Source organism: Pseudoalteromonas sp. Ps84H-4 (assembly GCF_024124645.1).
In the GTDB taxonomy this organism is placed as follows: Bacteria; Pseudomonadota; Gammaproteobacteria; order Enterobacterales; family Alteromonadaceae; genus Pseudoalteromonas; species Pseudoalteromonas lipolytica_C.
In genome coordinates, this window is sequence record NZ_JAMXSK010000009.1 from 21,433 (window position 1) to 39,441 (window position 18,009).

Genomic DNA, 18,009 nt, shown 5'->3' on the forward strand with positions numbered 1-18,009 from the left:
CTCTTAACTCATTAATCAGGTTTAACAATTCGGCTCAGCTGCTTTTGCAATGTATTTAAACAAAAAGGTTTAATAATAAAGCCGTTAACTCTTGCGGTAATCATCTCATTGACGGTTTGCTTACTGTCTTCGCATGTCACCATTAGTACTGGCAAGTTAGCAAGCGTGGGCGTTTCTCTGATATGGTTCAGCAAACATCTGCCATCCATTTTAGGCATATGCAAATCAGTGATTACTAGATCAAAGGTTTGCTTCTCTAGTAAGTCAAATGCTTGTGCACCATCCGTTGCCTCAGTTATGTCATTATAATCAAGCCTACGTAACATGTTTATCAACACGTGACGCATAAGGGGCATATCATCTACAACCAATATTTTCATTAAGCGCACTATTAAAGTTTTGGTTTTTTAAGCTTAGTTTGCTAACCCAATAACGCAATAAAGTAGCAGCTAAGAGACAACATCAGCGACCAATTGACTTAAGCGCGCAATTTTAATGTTGCTCAATTGACGATAGTCAAAATAAGGGCAAACGATCACTTTACTAGACTTGCTAATTGCAAACTCATCATCAAGCCAAGTTAATTGGCAATGCAAAAGTCCGTTATTAATAAGCTGCTTAGCATAAGTTCGACCAGCAATGATGTGTAATTGCTTTGATTTGTGTAATATCGGCGGGCTGAACAGTAACGTGGTTTGGCTATGTGCTTGCAGCAGTTGTTCATCACGAAAAGTTTGCCAATCAGGCGCCCTTTTAGCGAAATCATAAAACTCGCTTGGTAGGGCAAACAGCACTTTGCTGTATACATTAAAAACTTTACGCCAACCATTACCACAAGCTTGGTTTATTTCGTTTATCTGGCCGGGTTGCATTGCATGCAAATGGTCAAGCTGTTGCCAAGCAGGCATCGGCGGGCGCTTTTCAATATAAACAGCGACTTTAAACGCCTCATCACCAAACCCCTGTAGTGATGCACTATTAACTTCACTCATGGCTTTTTAGCTAGGATCCGATCTAGGTTATTTGCAAAGTTTTGACGGTCAGCTTGGCTTAATGGCGGCGGGCCACCGGCCATTTCAACACCGCTCGAACGCATTGTTTCCATAAAGTCGCGAACATTCAAACGGGAGCGAATATTTTCGGTTGTATATAATTCACCGCGAGGATTGAGCGCTTGTGCGCCTTTTTCAATAACTTCAGCAGCTAGAGGAATATCACCAGTAATTACCAAATCATTCGGCTCGATACGTTTAACGATTTCGTTGTCAGCAATATCAAAACCCGAAGAAACTTGTAAACGGCTAATAAACTTAGAAGGAGGTACTCGCATCGTGTGATTCGCAACCAATGTGGTAAACGTTTGCGTACGCTCAGCAGCACGAAAAAGTATCTCTTTGATAACAACGGGACAGGCATCTGCATCAACCCAAATCTTCATGGTATTCTCAATATAACTATTCTAGACTGGCATAGTTTACCTCACTTGAACTTAATTACCGCTATTAACGTATTAATTTGTTTATTTAAAAGGAGTATAAGCGTGCAAAAATCATTAAAACTTTTAGGGGTTATATTTATTACTGCGATTATTTCGGCCTGTACTGGCGTGCCGGATGACATCAAACCCGTCGATAATTTTGAACTAGAAAAATACACAGGAACTTGGTACGAAATTGCACGTCTGGATCACTCATTTGAAAGAGGCTTAGAAGGTATTACTGCTCAATACTCGATTAATCCTGATGGCACTGTAAAAGTCATCAATAAAGGCTACAGCGTTGAAGATAAAGCATGGCAGCAAGCAGAAGGAAAGGCGAAGTTTGCAGAGCAGCAAGACATAGGCCACCTAGAAGTATCATTTTTTGGGCCATTTTACAGCTCTTACGTGGTGTTTGAATTAGACAAACAGGACTATCAATACGCTTATATCACAGGCTACAACAAAGACTATTTATGGTTTTTGTCGCGTACACCTACTGTCACAGAACAGCAAATGCAGGATTTTATAAATACAGCTAAACAGTATGGCTTCAAAACAGATGAACTTATCTATGTTGACCATAAAAACCTGTAAAGGGGCTTTACAACTGTCTTGGAAATATCACGAATGTGCAACACAACTGTAATGGACATTATGCAAACTATGCATCGTTAAATTGAAGCAACATGTGATCCCCCAATTTAATCCCCTGCTTGGGTAGGCAATGCCTACCCATTTTTTTTATATCATTTCGATTAATTAAATATTATTGCCGGTTGATATCAGATCAGCATTTTACTAACTAGACTACAAAATCATCACTGAAAAGCCACTTAACAGCAAAACAGACATAGTTAATACACTGACATACTTCACCCAAGAAACGGTAAAACTGTATAAAATCATAAGCATAACTACACTTAATGCCATATAACCACAAAACAGCAGAGCACCATAACCACCATCATTAAGCACACTAAGCAGCAAACTTAGTAAAATAGTGATCCAGCCACTCATCAAAAAGCTATGCCGCTGTTTTTCGGTTAATTTCTTTTTAAACACATCACGAAAATGATTGAACTTTGCAAGTGCAAAACAATTAAACCCCAAAAAGCAGAGACTAAATTGCAGTAACTCCATCATCCTTGTTGCTCCTTTAACAGCCTGTTTTTATTTGATTTAGCCTTATTTATCACGGTTTTATGGCTAGGTATTTTTTTGCTTTGTAGTAAAAACAGCAGCCCAGCACAAATAAACGCACTATCGATACCGAATAAAGCCCACTGTTTAGTTAGTAAATACGTGATCCAATTACCATCAGTCGTCAGTGCATTTACCACCGGCACTAAAAAGCAGGCTATGGCATTAAGCCATGCACTATAGCGCCAATGATGTTTTTCTCGGCCGCTCACAGCGATAATTAGCATCGCCAGCCAAGCTAAGAAAAACACGAGTATTTCTTTATCGGCACGCTCAGCTAACTCTAAAGGCAATAAACGGTTAGCAATAAAGAAAGCTGCTGTAGCAAAAGGTAAGCCCATCAGTGTGGCCAAATTTAGTGTCTCAACCAGCTTCAAGCCAAAGCTTGGTTTTTGGTCTGCTTTGAGTCTCTCGCGTAATCGCTTAGCCCACATAATGCAGCCTGTAGCAATCATGGCACAACCCGCTACGCCACAGAAAAAATACAACCAACGCAGTAAAGGCTCCGCTAAGCGACCACTATGCAATGCGGTCATTGAGTCATAAAACTGCGCTGAAGCGCTCCAATCCTCACCAGAACTTGCTTCTAGTTCGCCGGTAACGCCATTAAATAAATAACGTGGTCCGTTATCTACAACGTCTTTACCGGTTGCTAAATAAACCACTATTTGCGAGGTCGCTGTATTGGCATTTCTAACAAACACATAGCTAATGTCGGCATTTGGTGACTTAGTATAAATCTGATCTAACACGTCGTTAATTGCAATCAAGGGGCGCTGCTCTTCACTAGGCTTTGCACGTTTGTTGATGGGTAACGCTTCTTCAAACATTTGCTTCAAGCCATCTTCATATACAGTTTCAGCAGGGTAGGGGAACAACATAAATATGAGAGTGATAATCCCCGTATAAGTGATCATAATATGAAATGGCAGTGCCAGTACTGACGAAACATTATGCGCATCAAGCCAACTACGACTACCTTTATTTGCTCTAAAGCTAAACATATCTTTAAAGATACGCTTATGGATCACGATGCCAGTAACCAGTGCTACCAGCATAAATAATGAGGCTAAACAAACAATTATACGTGCAGTAAATACATCGATGTAATGTAAATCAAAATGCAAGCGATAAAAAAAGTTACCTCCTTTTGTATCGCGAGGCGCTGGCAATTGCTCTAAGGTATTTGGGTCTAAATGCGTATAGTTAAAAGGCGCTCGGCGCTGGCCTGGCTGTTTAGGCTCAGCATACCCATAGCTTAAAATAGGATTACGCGGCTCAGGTAAGTTTATTCGCCAAGATAATGAATTAGGTGCCTGATGTTGTAATTGTGCAAACACATAATTAATTTGCTCGGCTTGAGACTGAACACGTTGCACTTGCTGCTTTACATGATGCGTTTCGGGCTCAGCCCAAATAGTGACTTCATCTTTGAAAAAGCTGATAGTGCCTGCAAAAAATATCAAGAATAATAACCAGCATACCAATAAGCCCACCCAGGTATGAAGCCATGCCATGGAGCGGAAAAAACTCTCTTTCATAGCCATCCCTTAATAAATGAAAGGGCCAGCAATTGCCCACTAGTAGTTAGTAAAATAGTGATCCAAACAGTCTTCAAAGACTTAACGGCAAACACCCAAATAAACACGCAACAGTAAAAAAATACCGAAAGAGTCGTGGTCAAGAGCACGCTGTCGAGTTTATTAAGAGGTAGTAACACAGCTAATAATGAAATAAGTACACTGGTAAAAGCGTAACCCCCCATGATGGCTGCAACAAAACGCAAAAACACAGCGACACGATAAGAGAGGCTCACAGAGCGCTTTTTAGCTGTATTTTTAGGGCGATTGCCTGCCATTGCATCTAATGATTGAGAATGCATGATAATCCCTTAGAAAATAACACAAGAAGAAAAACCCGTATTATATCGCCGGCAAACAGAAAAGATAGTAGTTATCATTTGCATACACGTATTAAATAATGAAACAGAACCAACTAAGTCGTTATGTTAGTAAAATAATGATCTGCTAGCTTTGTTCTGTGCAATATCATATGGTGTTAAGTAAATAAAAAGGGAGTTGCAATGAAAACGATAGGCTTAATCGGAGGCATGAGTTGGGAGTCTACACAAAGTTACTACCAGCTTTTAAATCAAGGCATTAAAAATAAACTGGGGGGGCTGCACAGTGCCAAGATAGTGCTTGTCAGTCTCGATTTTGCCAGCATAGCAGCGCTACAACAGCAACAAGATTGGCCACAAATGGCCGAGATACTCATTAAAGCAGCCAAACAAGTTGAAGCTGCGGGCGCGGATTATTTATTAATTTGTACCAATACAATGCATAAACTAGCAGAGCAAGTACAAGCAGCCGTTGCAATTCCTTTGTTACACATCGCCGATGCAGTTGGTGAAAACCTGATCCAACATAACTTCAAAAAAGTGGCTTTGTTGGGTACCCAGTTCACTATGGAACAAGACTTTTACAAACAGCGTTTAGCAGATAAATTCGCAATAGACGTGTTAATTCCTGATGTTCAGGGGCGTGAAACAGTGCACCGCATCATTTATGATGAACTATGTAAAGGCATAATCAAGCCAGAATCCAAAGCTGAGTATTTAACTATTATTGATAAGCTAACTCAGCAAGGTGCAGAAGCGGTTATTCTTGGCTGCACAGAAATAGGATTACTAGTACAACAATTCGATACCTCAATACCATTACTTGATAGTACAGCAGTTCATTGCGCTATGGCGCTTGAGAATAGTTTAAAATAGGAGCAGATTATGTCGAATCACCATAGCTTAAATTATGTTGAATTTGCCGCCAAAGATTTAGCTGCAACAAAAGCATTTTTTCATCAGGTTTTTAAATGGCAATTTACCGATTATGGCCCTGAGTACACGGCTTTTAGCGCTGAATCTGCGGGTCTTGATGGCGGTTTTTATCAAGCGCCATTAACTAGCTTAACCAGTAATGGTGGCGCGCTACTAGTGCTTTATTCAAATAATATTAAAGACACTCAAGCGCAGGTAGAAAAACACGGCGGCACAATTATTAAGCCCTTGTTTGATTTTCCTGGAGGCTGTCGTTTTCACTTCATAGAGCCAAGTGGTAATGAGTTAGCTGTTTGGTCAAAACAAGCATAGATCATATTTTTACTAACTGATGAGTACTCAATCGTTATTACAACAAGTTAGTAAATGCGTGATCTGTGAACCGCATTTACCACTTGGGGCACGCCCTGTTATTCAATTTAACCCACAAGCTCGCATTTTAATTGCCGGTCAAGCCCCGGGGATTAAAGTACATGAAAGTGGCAAACCATTCGATGATGCAAGTGGCCAAAGGCTTCGCTCTTGGCTTGGTGTAACGAGCGATGAGTTTTACGATGACTGCAATTTTGCTATTTTACCGATGGGCTTTTGCTACCCAGGCAAAGGCAAGTCTGGCGATTTACCGCCAAGAAAAGAGTGCGCTGTAGCATGGCGCGAAAAACTTTTAGCGCAGCTCAATAATATTGAGCTCACCATTATCTTAGGTAAATACGCGCAGGCATATCATTTGCCTCACACTAAGCAGCTCCCCTTAACTGAGTTAGTAAAATCGTGGCGTGAATATTGGCCAAGTTACTTGCCACTGCCCCACCCAAGCCCTCGCAATAATATCTGGCTGAAGAAAAATCCGTGGTTTGAGCAACAAGTATTGCCTGAGCTTGGTAATAAAATACGTACAATTTTAGCAAGGTAAAAAATGAAAAATACCTTTTTTGCTGAACACGGCTATTACCATGTAAAGGCCCTTTACACAGAGAGTGAGCTTAGCAAAGTAAGGCCTATTCTCGATAAATTTCATCATCATTGGTTGCAAGAAAACCAAGGCTTTTATCAATCCAAAGGGATTAATAGCTCAGGATTGACTGGCGCTGCATGTTTAAGTACTGAGGAAAAGTTTACTCTTTTTGAATTTATCTGTGCCGATACATTATAAGAACAGGTTAAAGGCATTGTTGCTGTTCCTCAGTTTATGAATACTCAATTATTCTTTAATCCTTACAACCCCAAACAAGCAAACTATTGGCATCGCGATATGCAATATCACTTAGAGCTTGAAGCGCAAAAGGCAGCACTTTGCGGCCCTGAAGTATTGCATTGCCGCGTTGCTTTTGAAGATGAACTGGGCATAGAGCTAATACCGGCTAGTCATAAAAATTGGGATTCAGATGAAGAGTTAGCAGTTAGATTAGAGCAGCAGGGTGCTCGCAATAGTGACTCATTGACTCGCGGTAAACGTGTAGAACTCAAAAAAGGTGACTTACTTATATTTTCGGCAAATATGATCCATCGTGGCTTATATGGCATGAATCGTTTTGCCCTTGATATTCTTTACTTTGAGCGGCACCCAAGCCTTAATGAGTTTGTACAAACTGGATTTTTACCAACTGCAGAACAAAAGCAGCAATTAAAAAACACGATGGTATTTGAGTAAGCAAAAAAAAGCGGCTACTTAGCCGCTTTCATTATTTTATTGTGCTGTTACTGCAACATTGCAAACAATTCTTTTAACTGCGGCATGTATTGCTTAACTAAGTTAACGTTACTTTCGCTTACATCCACTGTTTCAGTACTTGCTTTAACACCTTCTAAAGCACCCACCATTGAGCGAGTTCCCGCATCTGATGATGATGCCGTTAAGCTCTGTAAACCACTCATTGCTTGATTTACACGTTGCTTGTTCTCTTCTGACATTCCCGCTTTAAGGTTTTCTAAATACGCCATTGATACCTCTGAGCCAACAGTAACTAACTGTTCTGGCGTAAACCCATATTGCTTGGTTAACGCTTCAAACTCAGTATAAAGCTCATGCTCTTTAATGTGACCTAACGCATTCATAACGGACGAGCTATCTGCACTTCCTAGCATACCACTTAGGTCAACAGTATTCAGTTCTGGCTGGTTTTGTGACCAGTTAACTACAGCAGGTAATGCTTTAATGTAACGCTGTAATTGGTTCTCAGTTATATCTTCAGCGAGACTTGAAAAACTCATTGCAAGTAAACTGATTGAAAAAAGTAGGGCTTTCATGTGGATCTCCTTTCGTTCATATTTGTCGCAACTAGCATGAATCAAAGGGCAATTATACTCAGCTAATTACAAATGTTACACTTGCATTTTTATCACAGCTAACTGAACCTGATGTTAATTATTTCTAATACTGTCACTATCGATGAATGGGAGCTCGACTTTAGCGCAATTCGCTCACAGGGTGCGGGCGGACAAAATGTCAATAAAGTTGCCAGTGCTATTCATTTACGGTTTGATATAAAACGCTCTAAGCTACCTGACTTTTATAAACAACGTTTACTTAATTTAAATGACTCTCGAATCACCAAAGAAGGCGTTATAGTCATTAAGTCGCAAACACATCGAACTCAAGAATTAAATAAAGAAGATGCACTTAATCGATTAAAAGAATTGATCATCAGTGCTACTCAAGTACAAAAAAAGCGAAGGGCTACAAAACCCACCAAAAGTTCTCAGCGAAAACGCATGGATAGCAAAACAAAAAGGGGACAAACAAAAGCATTAAGGAAAAACATCGATATATAACTTTATTGTTAACAGACCGCTCAAAAAGCAAACAAAACTGTAAAGAAGTGTAACGTGTTAACAAAGTTAATTGATGGTTAACTCCACTAATACTATAATATTCATACTATCTCACTTATTTGCAAGGAGCCGCTGATGGGTCTCAAAACACACATTGTTGCGTCGTTAATGATAACGCTGTCAGCGCTGCCAATCACCAGCCACGCTGTTGATTCTTGGCAAGCCGGAAGCGCTTACCCGCAAGGAAGTGAAACTTGCTACAATGAAATTCTTTACAAAGCTAGATGGTGGGCAACGCCAGGTGAAGAGCCAGGTAGTTCACAATGGGGGGCATGGGTCGCTGATGTCGCTTCAAAAACATGTGTAGAGAGCGTCGTTAACAAACAAGAAAACCTACTAAAATCGTTACCGACTATTATTGAAAATAATCAGAAAAAAGAGAGCTCCAATTAGCTCTCTTTTTTAATGATATACTAGTCAAATGTATGGTGGCGAGTTACCTCAAAACGATTAAGTAAGTGATGCATTACATAGACCGCACAAAGACTTACTAAAATTGCCACTGACACCGACGAAAATCGATATAACGCGCTGTATACCAGATCTTGGCCCGGCCCTAATGATTGACCAAACAAAATGCCAAATGTGGTGATAATACCAAAACCAACACCCGGAATACCGCCACCAATTATGTGATAACGACTAAAAATAAAAGTCAAAATCCATAAAATTAACGCCGGAAATATCAAAATATCGGTATGGTTATACAAAAATAACTGTGCCACTAACGCTAAGTTACATCCAATCAATGTACCTATCGCACGTTGCCATGCAGCCATACCTGCCGCTTTCCAGCATAACGAAAACAAAATCAGTACCGACGCTGCTTGAGCTGAGATTGAATCTTGTAAGTCAAATACCTGAAATACAACAAATGACAAGGTTGCTACGGTTGAACAAAGTAATACTTCATGACGCACACTTTCTTTTGCTTTTTCTGGCATAACCCGACCTTGGCGTGGTGCAACATCAGGAAATAAACCATGCATTAGCATCGAGAACACCACAGTAACCACAACAGCAACGGCATTGCTAATGATCAACGGATAAATACTTACCCCACCACCGGTGTAAGTCGAAAAATGCAATTGAATAGACAAACTCACCACCGTTGTGGCACCAAATAAAAAGTTAGCGCCACGGCTCATTTGATAAAACAAAAAAGCAAATGCGATAAAGCTCATCATCGTCATAACAACAGGCAGGTGTGCAAATAGACCTTGCACAACTAGTACAAACAGTGCACTAAACACCGCGCCTGCGTAAAACTGACGAATAATATGCATGTTAAGCACGGGTACTAAACCGAGCAATAACATAGGGTAAACTGTAAAAAAGATGCCATTAGGCCAGTTCATCAATTTTGCCAGTGCAAACCCTAATGCTGAGCCCGTGGCAATGCGAAGCGCTTGGCGCAAACCATTACCATCGAGTTGCAATACTGACATAACTTACCCTGCCTTAGTAAATAAAGTGCAGAACACTGATGAAGCGAATTTGCATGCTCGCAAACCAGCTGCCTATGCTTGAGTCAGGCAAAAGCTGAACAGTTGCACGCGCACCACTTGGAAATTTAGCTAACATCTGGTGTTCATCTAGTTGGATATGAATACGTTGGCGCTGTGCATCACGTACCCAACGATTACTACTTTCAGTAGCACTGAGCAAACCGTTTGCATTAAGCTGACCATCACTTACACCTGCTTCAAAGCTAATAATTTTGCCCGTAAACACTTTGCCCGGTAGCGCATCAAAGCTTACTTTTGCAGTGCTACCAATTTCTACATGAACCAAAGACTTTTCACGAAAATCTGCCACTAAATCAGCTTTATTAGCAACAATCGCCATTAGCGGCTGGCCCTTATTTGCATAGGTACCCGGTGTTACTTGTAGGTTGGCTGTTTTACCGTCGGTATCGGCTGTCACTGTGGTATACGACAGGTTTAGTTTCGCTTGCTCAAGCTGGTTTTGGGCATGGCGAAGCGCTAAATTATCATCACCTATTTTACCGCGTGCTAATTTGGCCTCGCTAAGCTGGGCTTCAATCGCAGCCACATTTGCCTTGCTTGATTGGTAGTTCGCATTGATTGTTTCGTACTCTTGCTCCGAAATAGAGCGCTTTTTCAATAACGACTCACCGCGCTCAAATAAAAGCGTTTGTTCATGCAGTTTTGCCTGTGCAGCCGCAAGCTGAGCTTCTATTGCCTTAACACTGCTATCTAAACGTTGGTTTTGTAGTTTCGCATCATCATAAGCGAGTTCTGCCTGCTGAACGGCAAGCTTAAAAGGCTCGTCGTTAATCTTAAACAAGGCTTGCTGCTTTTCGACAGCTTGATTGTTGGTGACTAATACGTCAGTCACGCGCCCACTTACTTGCGGGGTCACTTGCACAACAGGGTGATAAACACGGGCCTGCGGTGTGACAGGCATGTACAGATCGGCAATCACAAAATATAAAAATAAAACAATAAAACCCGCTAAAGAGATTTTTACGTAACGGGCAAACTTTTGATCTGGTGTCATAAGGTTACTTATCTCCTGAATAATGACGGATACACTGACGGGCATTTTGCTCCATCTGAATTAAACCATGCGCCATCGTATCGAGTTGCTCTGTGGTTAAGTCAGCATAAAGGTGCTCTTTCACATCAGCGATAATCACCTGTAATGTGTCTAACAATTGTAGACCTTGCTGTGTGAAGTACAGACGTTTACTGCGTTTATCGTCTGCATCAGCTTTGCGAGCAATAATCTCTTGTTGCTCAAGCTGCTTAATAGTGCGAGTTAACGATGGCATTTCAATGCCCAAGCTATTTGCCAACTCTTGTTGGGTGCAACCTTGGTTTAGATGAAACAGATGCATCATCGCGGTCCAACGAGATTGAGTAAGACCCAAAGGCTCGACCGCCAAGGTTACAGCATCGCGACATAAACGATGCACACGGCCCATACTGCCGCACAGTGTTAAATCAAGAGTTTCGTGAAAAGGGGGAGTGGAAGACATAATGCGCTCCATTTACTTAGCATGCTAACTATTTTAATGTAGTTAGCATGCTAAGTAAATGTTGATGCAATTAATAAAACAGATAGCTATGTTCGATAAAAGCGAACAACCGCAAAAGTTATGCGAAGAACAATACTATTTTGCAATTAACTCTTTGATATGACTTTCATAGAGGTCTAATTTATCAGCAACAAATCCTGTATGTTGGAACCGTACTAAGCCCTCTTTATCGATTAAAAAACTACTAGGCATTCCTTTAAGTTGGTATTGCCTGCCAATAACAGCATCAGGGTCGTAAATAATAGTAAAGTTCACTGCAAACTCAGCTAAAAACGCATCGGCATCACTGCGCTCAACATCAATATTTACAGCTATCACTTCAAGCCCTTGCTGTTGATACTTGTTCTGCATCGCTATAAACCAAGGAAACGACCGTCGACATGGACTACACCAAGATGCCCAAAAATCGAGTAACACAACTTTCCCTTTATATTGGCTCAGTAGTTTAGACAATTGCTGCTGACTTGCAGTTAAAGGAGCAGTAGAAGATTGCTCTGCCATAGCTGCAGAGCCCGTTAATAAAAGAAGTGCAATTAAGATGTGTTTGATCATTGATAATTTAACAAGTTCGCAGGTGAATATTGGTCAGTGAGTACCTTGGTATCCGCGGGCCAATCTTGATTACCCTTAGTATAAAACAAATGTTCACGCAGTAACTGCAAATCAACATCGTAAGGGGTTAACTTATTTGCGAGTTTATTGGCGCGCTCGGCTAATTGTTGCTGGCTAGGCATAGTCTCGAAGCCTGCCAAAATAATGCGATTAGAGTTTTCATCGGTCACAACATTAACAAAGTCACCAAACACATCAAAGTAAGTTGCCGACTCATGCTGGTACAATTTACTCGATGAAAAAGTATTTGCTGCAACAATGCCGCCATCAGCCAGTATACTTTTTACTTCTGCAAAAAATTCCTTAGTGAGAAGGTGCTCAGGGATATAATCGCCATTAAAGGCATCAAGAATTATCCAATCGTACTTTTGCTTTTTAAGTGCAGCGCGTTTGATAAAAATACGCCCATCTTGCACTTTAGATGTCACATTGTCGGTTTCTACAAAACTAAAATAATCACGGGCGACTTTTATTACTGCAGGGTCAATTTCGACATTTTCGATACTCGCTTCAGGATAAAGCTCATGTATAGTATTAGAGAGTGAGCCACCTCCCAAACCAATGATCAATACATTCTGCGGGTTATCAATAAATAGTAGGCTTGCAAAGGTCATTTTGGTGTAATTAAACACCAGCTTTTTAGGCTTACTTTTATACATACAACTTTGCGTACTTTTACGAGTTTTTTCGTTGAATTTTAAACACAGTAAGTCGCCAGACTTCTCAACTAAGATATTGCGATAAAGCGAGCGCTCTTTATGGATTACTTCAGCCAACCCGCTAAAGGGCGGCGCTATGAGCAAACAAAGTATTAAGACTCTAAACATACAGTACGCTCCTTTGTTTTTATTTGACTAACAGCAATTGCAAGCAAACCAAGCGCGCCTAGTACCGCTGCAAAGGTTTTAATAATGTCGTTAACATCAAAAGCTAGCACCATATAAAAAGAGGTAATAATCGTGCCAAGAGCGCTTCCTAGGGTGCTTACAAAATACAAACCACCGGCAACCTGACCACTTTTTTCATGATCGGTAACCAATAATCGCACTGAATAAGGAGAGATCATGCCCAGTATTGTTGTAGGGATAAAAAACAACGCCGTTGATGCCAGTAACGAGCCATAACGGCTGTCTTCAACATGAGTGAAAATAAAGGTCATAATTGGCTCGGCAAATAGTACAATCGGCACCACCATAATGCTCGCAACAAAGAAAATAAGACCGTATTTAGTTAACGAAGGATTGCGAGTAGAGAGCTTGCCGCCAAGCAAATAACCGATTGATAAGCTCAGCATAAATACAGTGATAATACTGCCCCATATATGCACACTACTACCAAAGTAAGGCGCTAAAATTCGCCCGCCTAAAAGCTCAATTCCCATAATACAAAAGCCGCTACTAAAGGCTAGAAAGTAGATAAGCGCATTGATTTTATTCATTAAACACCCGCTGATTTTGTTGTTATTTTACCCATCTTAACCTGATGCAGTTAAGGATGCCATGACTGTTTTTTAAGCTGTAAAGGCCGTTTACAAAATGATAGCTAATGAATTAAATAGTAAAAAAGGCTAGGTTAAAGCACATATGCTCTGGTATTTTAACGGGAACAAATAAGCAAGGATAAATGCAATGGATCAGCAAGTAACACACATCAATATCGACAACCCTACGACCTTATTTGGCCTCAAAGTTCGCACCAGCAATATAAACGAATTGAGCGGTGAAGGTGCCAAAATTGCAGGCTTATGGCAGCAGTTTTACACAGACATAGCGCCCAAATTAGCGCCATCTAGCCAAGTTTATGGCGTGTACACTCATTATGAATCAGATGTCACAGGGGAGTTTGATGTATTTGCTTGTACTGACCTGCAAGTCACTTTGCCAGAGATAGAACAAACGACACTCGCCACAGGTAACTACCTTCGCTTTAGCGGCAAAGGTGCAATGCCACAAACCGTTATCGATGTTTGGGGTCAAGTTTGGCAGTACTTTAGTAATGAACAGTGCCCGCATATTCGAGCATATAAAACTGACTTTGAGTTTTATAAAAGCAGTGAAGAAGTTGAAGTATTCATTTCGGTTGAATAACACTAAACCCTATTTTTAGTGTAAAGCCCCATTACAAAATAAAGCCGCTTATTGCGGCTTTGTTGTTTGCTTAATTGGCGTATCTCAGCGCTAATTGTTCTGCTTTAGCATAAGCATTAGTCAAAGAGCGTTGGTGTCTTTGGTCGTTAAATTCTTGATACTCACAGGCTATTTCATCAATATGCTGAACACCTAAATACTTACTCAAGGTTTTAATGTGCGGCACTAAATGGCTCATACTCTCGCGTATACCACCGGCCTCAAAGCCAAACTCACCCGTTGAGGTAATAACCAGCAAACGTTTACCAGTTAACAAGGGTTGCAAAGGGAAATCCCCCCGCTGCAAGTCAAAATCAAACGTTTTATTGATCCTAACGATTTGATCAAACCATGCTTTTAATTGCGCAGGCATGCCATAGTTATACATAGGCGTTGATATCACTATGGTATCAGCCTTAATCAACTCATTTATCAATTCATCAGATTCGGCCAGTACTTCTTTTTGCTCTAGCGTTAACTTGTTGGCTGGCGTAAACACAGCAGCAATCCAAGATTGGTTAATAAATGAAGGTGGATTCATCCCAACATCACGGTAAATATACTCAGCTATAGCGTTGTATTTCTGTAAATGATTTACAAATTGTTTAGCAATATTTTTAGAGATTGAGTCGTGGTTAGGGTTTGCATTTTTAGCTGAACGCACACTAGCATCAATGTGTAGCAGAGTAGTCATAGTAAATACCTCATTAGTTAATGTGTTGGTATCATCATTAAATGAGGGCCATTTAACAAACGAGTTATAATTCACCATAAGTAAGTTATACTCATCTATAAATTTAGACGGGTTCAACTATGCATATATCATTACAAGCTTTAAAAGCCTTTGAGTCAGCTGCACGATTAGGTAGCTTTAAAGCAGCCGCCGCTGAACTTGCGATTACGCCTACAGCGGTATCGCACCACATTGCGAACCTAGAAAGCCGCTTAAATACTGACTTATTTCATCGCGAAGTGAGAAAGATTACCTTAACTCCATCAGGCGAGTACCTAAGCCAAAACACAACTAGCGGCTTTAAGCTTATTTTTGCGGCAATTGAACAATTGAGCCAAGCACATAACCAAGTACGCATCACCACAACATCATCTCTAGCAGCCCTAAGATTAATACCCGCTTTAGAAGAGCTAAATAACGAAAAACCGCATTTACAGCTTGATATATCAACCAGTGAAACTTTAGATAAGCAACTGCATACCTTGCCTGTTAGGCTAGGAAATAGTGAGGAAGTAAACAAAGCAGATATCATCAAATATGAGCGCTTTGATATGTTTGCGGCAAACGCGCAACAAAGCGCCCCTTGGCTTGATAAACAGGTTACTTTATACACCAGCCAATGGAAAAATAATGCCCTACCAGCCCCACCATTAACGCAGTGGCTCAAAGTAAATAACCTAAGTGATTCATGTTTCAAGGTAAAAACATTCGATCAAGAACTGTTTGGTATAAATCAGGTGCTAGCCAATAAAGGTGTGGTGTTTTGCTCAAAAACCTTAGTGCAACCTTACCTAGATGCAGGGTTACTAACATCGTTTAATAGCCAAGATGTTGAATCAAAACTGTGTTACTACATTCCCGAAAAATCTCGCTTCGAAACAGCAACACATAACGTTGTGATTGAATGGCTTGAGCGCTTACTGAATTAATGATGTACAAATAACCATCATTTAAGTTACTGTGGTTTTGTTACTTTTAGTCACCAATAAGGATGTTGTTGTGTATAAATTACTACTCTTTGCCAGCTTATCTCTCGCTGTTTTTTCTACTAGCGCAGCGAAAATTATCGACAATGAACGCGTCACAAAAGAAACAGACTGCTTCACAGGCATCTTTGCTGACTATGATTCGTGGCACCAATTTATAGCGCAAAAGAATAAACGCAAAGCTAAAAACGAAGAAGCATACTTAAAGCGCATAAAAGCCTTTGAAGAAATCTTTCCACAAAGTATGTTCGATAACTTTAAAGCGAATTTAACCTGCCATATTTTTAAATATCAGGTCGATAATGTTGAGGTGCTTGGATATATCATCAAACCTAAAGTCACCAAGAATAAGCTCCCAGTATTAATTTATAACCGCGGCGGTAACGGTAATTTTGGCAATGTTTATTTTGCTGCAATGATGCGCAATTTATTTCCTTTAGCGGAGCAAGGCTTTGTGGTTATCGGCAGCCAATACCGCGGTACATTAACTAAAAATGATGATTTAGATGAGTTTGGTGGCAAAGATGTTAATGACGTACTTGCGCTTATTGATTTTATTCCGCACATAGCAAGTGCAGATAAAAACCGCATTGGCATGTTAGGAGTAAGTAGAGGCGGCATGCAAACCCACCTTGCGATGCAACACACAAACAAGATTAAAGCCATTGCAACCATTGCGGGGCCGACCGATTTAGTCAAAGAGCTTACGTTTAGACCTAACATGGAAAAAAACGTGTATGTGCGCCGTATCCCCAATTATAAAGAAAACAAACAAGCAGAGCTTGAAGCACGCTCTGTTATGAACTGGGTTGATAAGCTATCGCCTAAAGTGCCCATATTACTTATTCATGGCAGTGACGATAAACGAGTATCGGTCGAGAACTCAATTCAATTTGCCAAAGCGCTAGAAGCGCATCATATACCCCATAAACTCGTGGTGTATGACGGTGACAACCACTTTTTAATGGACCATAAAGAACAACTGGAAACAGAGCTAGTTGATTGGTTTAACAGCTATTTGTAACTTTGTTTTGAAACTAAAAAGGGCCAAACAAGGCCCTGTTTAATCATTACTTAGCCATATCAAAATGATTAAACGCCCCATCTAGCGCACTGCGAACGGATTGCTCTGCGTTTTGTTCATGGTCAGCTCCTTTGTTGATGTGGTGCTGCCAGGTAAGGTCGTTTGGTGCATGCTTTTGAAGAGCATTCACTAAGCCATTAAATGCACCGGTTATGATTGGATTCTCATCACCACCTAATGTGACATAAAAATAGTGAGTGCTGCCTGCTGTATTAGGTAAGCTTTTACTGAACTGTTTTACGACAACATTATCGTCATACCAAGCCGCAGGGCTAAAAGCAAAGTATGCATTAAATAACTCTGGTTTAGTAACCATGGTATATAACACAAAGCTACCTCCCGCCGAAAAACCTGTTAATGTGCGCTCCCCGCTAATACGGTACTCTCCCTCTAAATAGGGTATTAGCTCTGTTTCAATAAACTTTAAAAACACATCAGCTTTACCAAATATTTCTCGTTGATTTTGATTAATTGGGCGACCTTCTATCGCCACATCCTTACGGGCGTAAGGTGGCACTAAATCACGATTTCGTGTGTCATGCCAAAACAGGTTCGGGATGGCCACGAGAATAACCTCATGCTTGTCATCAGTGCTTTCAAGAAAACTTAAAGCGTCATCCCAAGTATCAAGGTTAAAATTGCCGTCAGTTTTAATTATGAGCGGATAAGCTTTGTTAGGGTTGTAGTTTTTGGGCAAGCGAATGAAAACTCGGCGCATTTCTGAAAGCGCATTCGACTTGATATCTATATCAATAAAGCGTGAACTATAGTGCTGTTGGTATTTCATCGCGATATACAAGCCTGTAGCTAACAAAACAAATGTAATAAGCCAAGCTAGATACTGAAATCTAAATTTTAGTAATGCCATTTTGTATCCTTAATCAATAACTTAATGACACTACTTCAATTATAAATATTAGTTAATAAGACAATTGTAACAGGGTATTAGTTAGCCTCTTTCACCGACTTAACTGTGATACAAGATATTCATTACACACTTCGCTCGATAATCCAATAGCTCGCAGCCGCCATTGCCAGCACTGATAATTTGCTTCA

Annotated in this window: 26 protein-coding genes; 11 read left to right on the forward strand and 15 right to left on the reverse strand. The window is 40.4% G+C overall.

Going from position 1 to position 18,009, the window contains the following annotated elements; all coding sequences use genetic code 11:
- Positions 1–11: 11 nt before the first annotated feature.
- The 3 genes from NH454_RS09745 to NH454_RS09755 all read right to left on the reverse strand — a co-directional run bounded on the left by NH454_RS09745 (position 12) and on the right by NH454_RS09755 (position 1,438).
- Positions 12–380 carry a response regulator gene (locus NH454_RS09745; protein WP_135926663.1) on the reverse strand — a complete coding sequence of 123 codons (369 nt, stop codon included), beginning with the start codon at positions 378–380 and terminating at the stop codon, positions 12–14.
- Between the two features lie 69 nt (positions 381–449).
- A complete protein-coding gene (locus NH454_RS09750) occupies positions 450–992 on the reverse strand; it encodes a hypothetical protein (RefSeq protein ID WP_253038893.1) in 543 nt (180 codons plus the stop codon).
- Entirely contained in the window at positions 989–1,438 is a 450-nt protein-coding gene (locus NH454_RS09755) for a YaiI/YqxD family protein (RefSeq protein WP_253038895.1), read from the reverse strand. Before NH454_RS09755 ends, NH454_RS09750 begins: the two co-directional genes overlap by 4 nt.
- Positions 1,439–1,540: 102 nt before the next feature.
- Here NH454_RS09755 and NH454_RS09760 point away from each other — a divergent pair, with 102 nt between their 5' ends.
- The gene (locus tag NH454_RS09760; RefSeq protein ID WP_135926660.1) at positions 1,541–2,074 is read left to right on the forward strand and encodes a lipocalin family protein; all 534 of its coding nucleotides are present in this window, start codon (positions 1,541–1,543) and stop codon (positions 2,072–2,074) included.
- Positions 2,075–2,287: 213 nt separating this feature from the next.
- Here NH454_RS09760 and NH454_RS09765 read toward each other — a convergent pair whose 3' ends face one another.
- The 3 genes from NH454_RS09765 to NH454_RS09775 are packed head-to-tail and all read right to left on the reverse strand — an operon-like array spanning position 2,288 to position 4,562.
- The gene (locus NH454_RS09765) at positions 2,288–2,623 is read right to left on the reverse strand and encodes a DUF3325 domain-containing protein (protein WP_135926659.1); all 336 of its coding nucleotides are present in this window, start codon (positions 2,621–2,623) and stop codon (positions 2,288–2,290) included.
- Positions 2,620–4,221, reverse strand: a complete 1,602-nt coding sequence (locus NH454_RS09770) for a PepSY-associated TM helix domain-containing protein (protein ID WP_253038897.1) — start codon at positions 4,219–4,221, stop codon at positions 2,620–2,622. The genes NH454_RS09765 and NH454_RS09770 overlap by 4 nt, the downstream gene beginning before the upstream one ends.
- Positions 4,218–4,562, reverse strand: a complete 345-nt coding sequence (locus NH454_RS09775) for a hypothetical protein (protein WP_235382006.1) — start codon at positions 4,560–4,562, stop codon at positions 4,218–4,220. Before NH454_RS09775 ends, NH454_RS09770 begins: the two co-directional genes overlap by 4 nt.
- 201 nt (positions 4,563–4,763) lie before the next feature.
- Here NH454_RS09775 and NH454_RS09780 point away from each other — a divergent pair, with 201 nt between their 5' ends.
- From NH454_RS09780 to NH454_RS09800, 5 genes are read left to right on the forward strand one after another with little or no spacing between them, the layout of a single operon-like run.
- Complete coding sequence (locus NH454_RS09780; RefSeq protein WP_253038899.1) at positions 4,764–5,456, forward strand: aspartate/glutamate racemase family protein; 693 nt, start codon at positions 4,764–4,766, stop codon at positions 5,454–5,456.
- Positions 5,457–5,465: 9 nt separating this feature from the next.
- Positions 5,466–5,828 (forward strand): VOC family protein, encoded by a 363-nt coding sequence (locus tag NH454_RS09785; RefSeq protein WP_138556515.1) that lies wholly within the window; start codon positions 5,466–5,468, stop codon positions 5,826–5,828.
- A 19-nt stretch (positions 5,829–5,847) separates the two neighbouring features.
- On the forward strand, positions 5,848–6,429 hold the full coding sequence (locus NH454_RS09790) for a uracil-DNA glycosylase family protein (protein WP_138556516.1): 582 nt from the start codon (positions 5,848–5,850) through the stop codon (positions 6,427–6,429).
- A gap of 3 nt (positions 6,430–6,432) precedes the next feature.
- A complete protein-coding gene (locus tag NH454_RS09795; RefSeq protein ID WP_253038901.1) occupies positions 6,433–6,669 on the forward strand; it encodes a hypothetical protein in 237 nt (78 codons plus the stop codon).
- Between the two features lie 36 nt (positions 6,670–6,705).
- The gene (locus NH454_RS09800; protein ID WP_253038903.1) at positions 6,706–7,167 is read left to right on the forward strand and encodes a phytanoyl-CoA dioxygenase family protein; all 462 of its coding nucleotides are present in this window, start codon (positions 6,706–6,708) and stop codon (positions 7,165–7,167) included.
- A gap of 47 nt (positions 7,168–7,214) precedes the next feature.
- Here NH454_RS09800 and NH454_RS09805 read toward each other — a convergent pair whose 3' ends face one another.
- Positions 7,215–7,763 (reverse strand): short-chain dehydrogenase, encoded by a 549-nt coding sequence (locus tag NH454_RS09805; RefSeq protein WP_253038905.1) that lies wholly within the window; start codon positions 7,761–7,763, stop codon positions 7,215–7,217.
- A 111-nt stretch (positions 7,764–7,874) separates the two neighbouring features.
- On the opposite strand from NH454_RS09805, the gene arfB reads away from it, so the two are divergent.
- Together arfB and NH454_RS09815 are read left to right on the forward strand one after the other, a co-directional pair.
- Entirely contained in the window at positions 7,875–8,288 is a 414-nt protein-coding gene (gene arfB / locus NH454_RS09810) for an alternative ribosome rescue aminoacyl-tRNA hydrolase ArfB (protein ID WP_135926652.1), read from the forward strand.
- A 135-nt stretch (positions 8,289–8,423) separates the two neighbouring features.
- Complete coding sequence (locus tag NH454_RS09815; protein ID WP_135926651.1) at positions 8,424–8,741, forward strand: hypothetical protein; 318 nt, start codon at positions 8,424–8,426, stop codon at positions 8,739–8,741.
- A gap of 20 nt (positions 8,742–8,761) precedes the next feature.
- On the opposite strand, the gene NH454_RS09820 is transcribed toward NH454_RS09815, so the two are convergent.
- From NH454_RS09820 to NH454_RS09845, 6 genes are all read right to left on the reverse strand, one after another.
- Positions 8,762–9,796, reverse strand: a complete 1,035-nt coding sequence (locus tag NH454_RS09820; RefSeq protein ID WP_253038907.1) for a DUF2955 domain-containing protein — start codon at positions 9,794–9,796, stop codon at positions 8,762–8,764.
- A gap of 13 nt (positions 9,797–9,809) precedes the next feature.
- The gene (locus NH454_RS09825) at positions 9,810–10,871 is read right to left on the reverse strand and encodes an HlyD family secretion protein (RefSeq protein ID WP_135926649.1); all 1,062 of its coding nucleotides are present in this window, start codon (positions 10,869–10,871) and stop codon (positions 9,810–9,812) included.
- Between the two features lie 4 nt (positions 10,872–10,875).
- Positions 10,876–11,352, reverse strand: coding sequence for a MarR family transcriptional regulator (locus NH454_RS09830; RefSeq protein WP_135926648.1), 477 nt, complete (start codon positions 11,350–11,352; stop codon positions 10,876–10,878).
- A gap of 135 nt (positions 11,353–11,487) precedes the next feature.
- Positions 11,488–11,964, reverse strand: coding sequence for a TlpA disulfide reductase family protein (locus NH454_RS09835; RefSeq protein ID WP_199526137.1), 477 nt, complete (start codon positions 11,962–11,964; stop codon positions 11,488–11,490).
- Positions 11,961–12,851 carry a fused MFS/spermidine synthase gene (locus NH454_RS09840; protein WP_253038909.1) on the reverse strand — a complete coding sequence of 297 codons (891 nt, stop codon included), beginning with the start codon at positions 12,849–12,851 and terminating at the stop codon, positions 11,961–11,963. The genes NH454_RS09835 and NH454_RS09840 overlap by 4 nt, the downstream gene beginning before the upstream one ends.
- Positions 12,836–13,462, reverse strand: coding sequence for a fused MFS/spermidine synthase (locus NH454_RS09845; RefSeq protein WP_135926645.1), 627 nt, complete (start codon positions 13,460–13,462; stop codon positions 12,836–12,838). The genes NH454_RS09840 and NH454_RS09845 overlap by 16 nt, the downstream gene beginning before the upstream one ends.
- 190 nt (positions 13,463–13,652) lie before the next feature.
- Between NH454_RS09845 and NH454_RS09850 the strand changes: the two genes are divergently transcribed.
- Positions 13,653–14,111 carry a GyrI-like domain-containing protein gene (locus NH454_RS09850; RefSeq protein WP_135926644.1) on the forward strand — a complete coding sequence of 153 codons (459 nt, stop codon included), beginning with the start codon at positions 13,653–13,655 and terminating at the stop codon, positions 14,109–14,111.
- A 70-nt stretch (positions 14,112–14,181) separates the two neighbouring features.
- Here the strand turns inward: NH454_RS09850 and NH454_RS09855 are convergent, their stop codons facing one another.
- Positions 14,182–14,844 (reverse strand): NAD(P)H-dependent oxidoreductase, encoded by a 663-nt coding sequence (locus NH454_RS09855; protein ID WP_253038915.1) that lies wholly within the window; start codon positions 14,842–14,844, stop codon positions 14,182–14,184.
- 119 nt (positions 14,845–14,963) lie between these two features.
- On the opposite strand from NH454_RS09855, the gene NH454_RS09860 reads away from it, so the two are divergent.
- Both NH454_RS09860 and NH454_RS09865 read left to right on the forward strand, forming a co-directional pair.
- Complete coding sequence (locus NH454_RS09860; protein WP_253038916.1) at positions 14,964–15,812, forward strand: LysR family transcriptional regulator; 849 nt, start codon at positions 14,964–14,966, stop codon at positions 15,810–15,812.
- Positions 15,813–15,882: 70 nt separating this feature from the next.
- Entirely contained in the window at positions 15,883–16,893 is a 1,011-nt protein-coding gene (locus NH454_RS09865) for a prolyl oligopeptidase family serine peptidase (protein WP_253038917.1), read from the forward strand.
- A 46-nt stretch (positions 16,894–16,939) separates the two neighbouring features.
- Here the strand turns inward: NH454_RS09865 and NH454_RS09870 are convergent, their stop codons facing one another.
- Positions 16,940–17,821, reverse strand: coding sequence for an alpha/beta hydrolase-fold protein (locus NH454_RS09870; RefSeq protein WP_138556523.1), 882 nt, complete (start codon positions 17,819–17,821; stop codon positions 16,940–16,942).
- Between the last annotated feature and the right edge of the window lie 188 nt (positions 17,822–18,009).

Bases quoted from the DNA above. Each gene is read 5' to 3' on its own strand.
- NH454_RS09745 (WP_135926663.1), bottom strand. From the start codon at position 380: ATGAAAATATTGGTTGTAGATGATATGCCCCTTATGCGTCACGTGTTG.
- NH454_RS09750 (WP_253038893.1), bottom strand. From the start codon at position 992: ATGAGTGAAGTTAATAGTGCATCACTACAGGGGTTTGGTGATGAGGCG.
- NH454_RS09755 (WP_253038895.1), bottom strand. From the start codon at position 1,438: ATGAAGATTTGGGTTGATGCAGATGCCTGTCCCGTTGTTATCAAAGAG.
- NH454_RS09765 (WP_135926659.1), bottom strand. From the start codon at position 2,623: ATGATGGAGTTACTGCAATTTAGTCTCTGCTTTTTGGGGTTTAATTGT.
- NH454_RS09770 (WP_253038897.1), bottom strand. From the start codon at position 4,221: ATGAAAGAGAGTTTTTTCCGCTCCATGGCATGGCTTCATACCTGGGTG.
- NH454_RS09775 (WP_235382006.1), bottom strand. From the start codon at position 4,562: ATGCATTCTCAATCATTAGATGCAATGGCAGGCAATCGCCCTAAAAAT.
- NH454_RS09780 (WP_253038899.1), top strand. From the start codon at position 4,764: ATGAAAACGATAGGCTTAATCGGAGGCATGAGTTGGGAGTCTACACAA.
- NH454_RS09785 (WP_138556515.1), top strand. From the start codon at position 5,466: ATGTCGAATCACCATAGCTTAAATTATGTTGAATTTGCCGCCAAAGAT.
- NH454_RS09790 (WP_138556516.1), top strand. From the start codon at position 5,848: ATGAGTACTCAATCGTTATTACAACAAGTTAGTAAATGCGTGATCTGT.
- NH454_RS09795 (WP_253038901.1), top strand. From the start codon at position 6,433: ATGAAAAATACCTTTTTTGCTGAACACGGCTATTACCATGTAAAGGCC.
- NH454_RS09800 (WP_253038903.1), top strand. From the start codon at position 6,706: ATGAATACTCAATTATTCTTTAATCCTTACAACCCCAAACAAGCAAAC.
- NH454_RS09805 (WP_253038905.1), bottom strand. From the start codon at position 7,763: ATGAAAGCCCTACTTTTTTCAATCAGTTTACTTGCAATGAGTTTTTCA.
- arfB (WP_135926652.1), top strand. From the start codon at position 7,875: ATGTTAATTATTTCTAATACTGTCACTATCGATGAATGGGAGCTCGAC.
- NH454_RS09815 (WP_135926651.1), top strand. From the start codon at position 8,424: ATGGGTCTCAAAACACACATTGTTGCGTCGTTAATGATAACGCTGTCA.
- NH454_RS09820 (WP_253038907.1), bottom strand. From the start codon at position 9,796: ATGTCAGTATTGCAACTCGATGGTAATGGTTTGCGCCAAGCGCTTCGC.
- NH454_RS09825 (WP_135926649.1), bottom strand. From the start codon at position 10,871: ATGACACCAGATCAAAAGTTTGCCCGTTACGTAAAAATCTCTTTAGCG.
- NH454_RS09830 (WP_135926648.1), bottom strand. From the start codon at position 11,352: ATGTCTTCCACTCCCCCTTTTCACGAAACTCTTGATTTAACACTGTGC.
- NH454_RS09835 (WP_199526137.1), bottom strand. From the start codon at position 11,964: ATGATCAAACACATCTTAATTGCACTTCTTTTATTAACGGGCTCTGCA.
- NH454_RS09840 (WP_253038909.1), bottom strand. From the start codon at position 12,851: ATGTTTAGAGTCTTAATACTTTGTTTGCTCATAGCGCCGCCCTTTAGC.
- NH454_RS09845 (WP_135926645.1), bottom strand. From the start codon at position 13,462: ATGAATAAAATCAATGCGCTTATCTACTTTCTAGCCTTTAGTAGCGGC.
- NH454_RS09850 (WP_135926644.1), top strand. From the start codon at position 13,653: ATGGATCAGCAAGTAACACACATCAATATCGACAACCCTACGACCTTA.
- NH454_RS09855 (WP_253038915.1), bottom strand. From the start codon at position 14,844: ATGACTACTCTGCTACACATTGATGCTAGTGTGCGTTCAGCTAAAAAT.
- NH454_RS09860 (WP_253038916.1), top strand. From the start codon at position 14,964: ATGCATATATCATTACAAGCTTTAAAAGCCTTTGAGTCAGCTGCACGA.
- NH454_RS09870 (WP_138556523.1), bottom strand. From the start codon at position 17,821: ATGGCATTACTAAAATTTAGATTTCAGTATCTAGCTTGGCTTATTACA.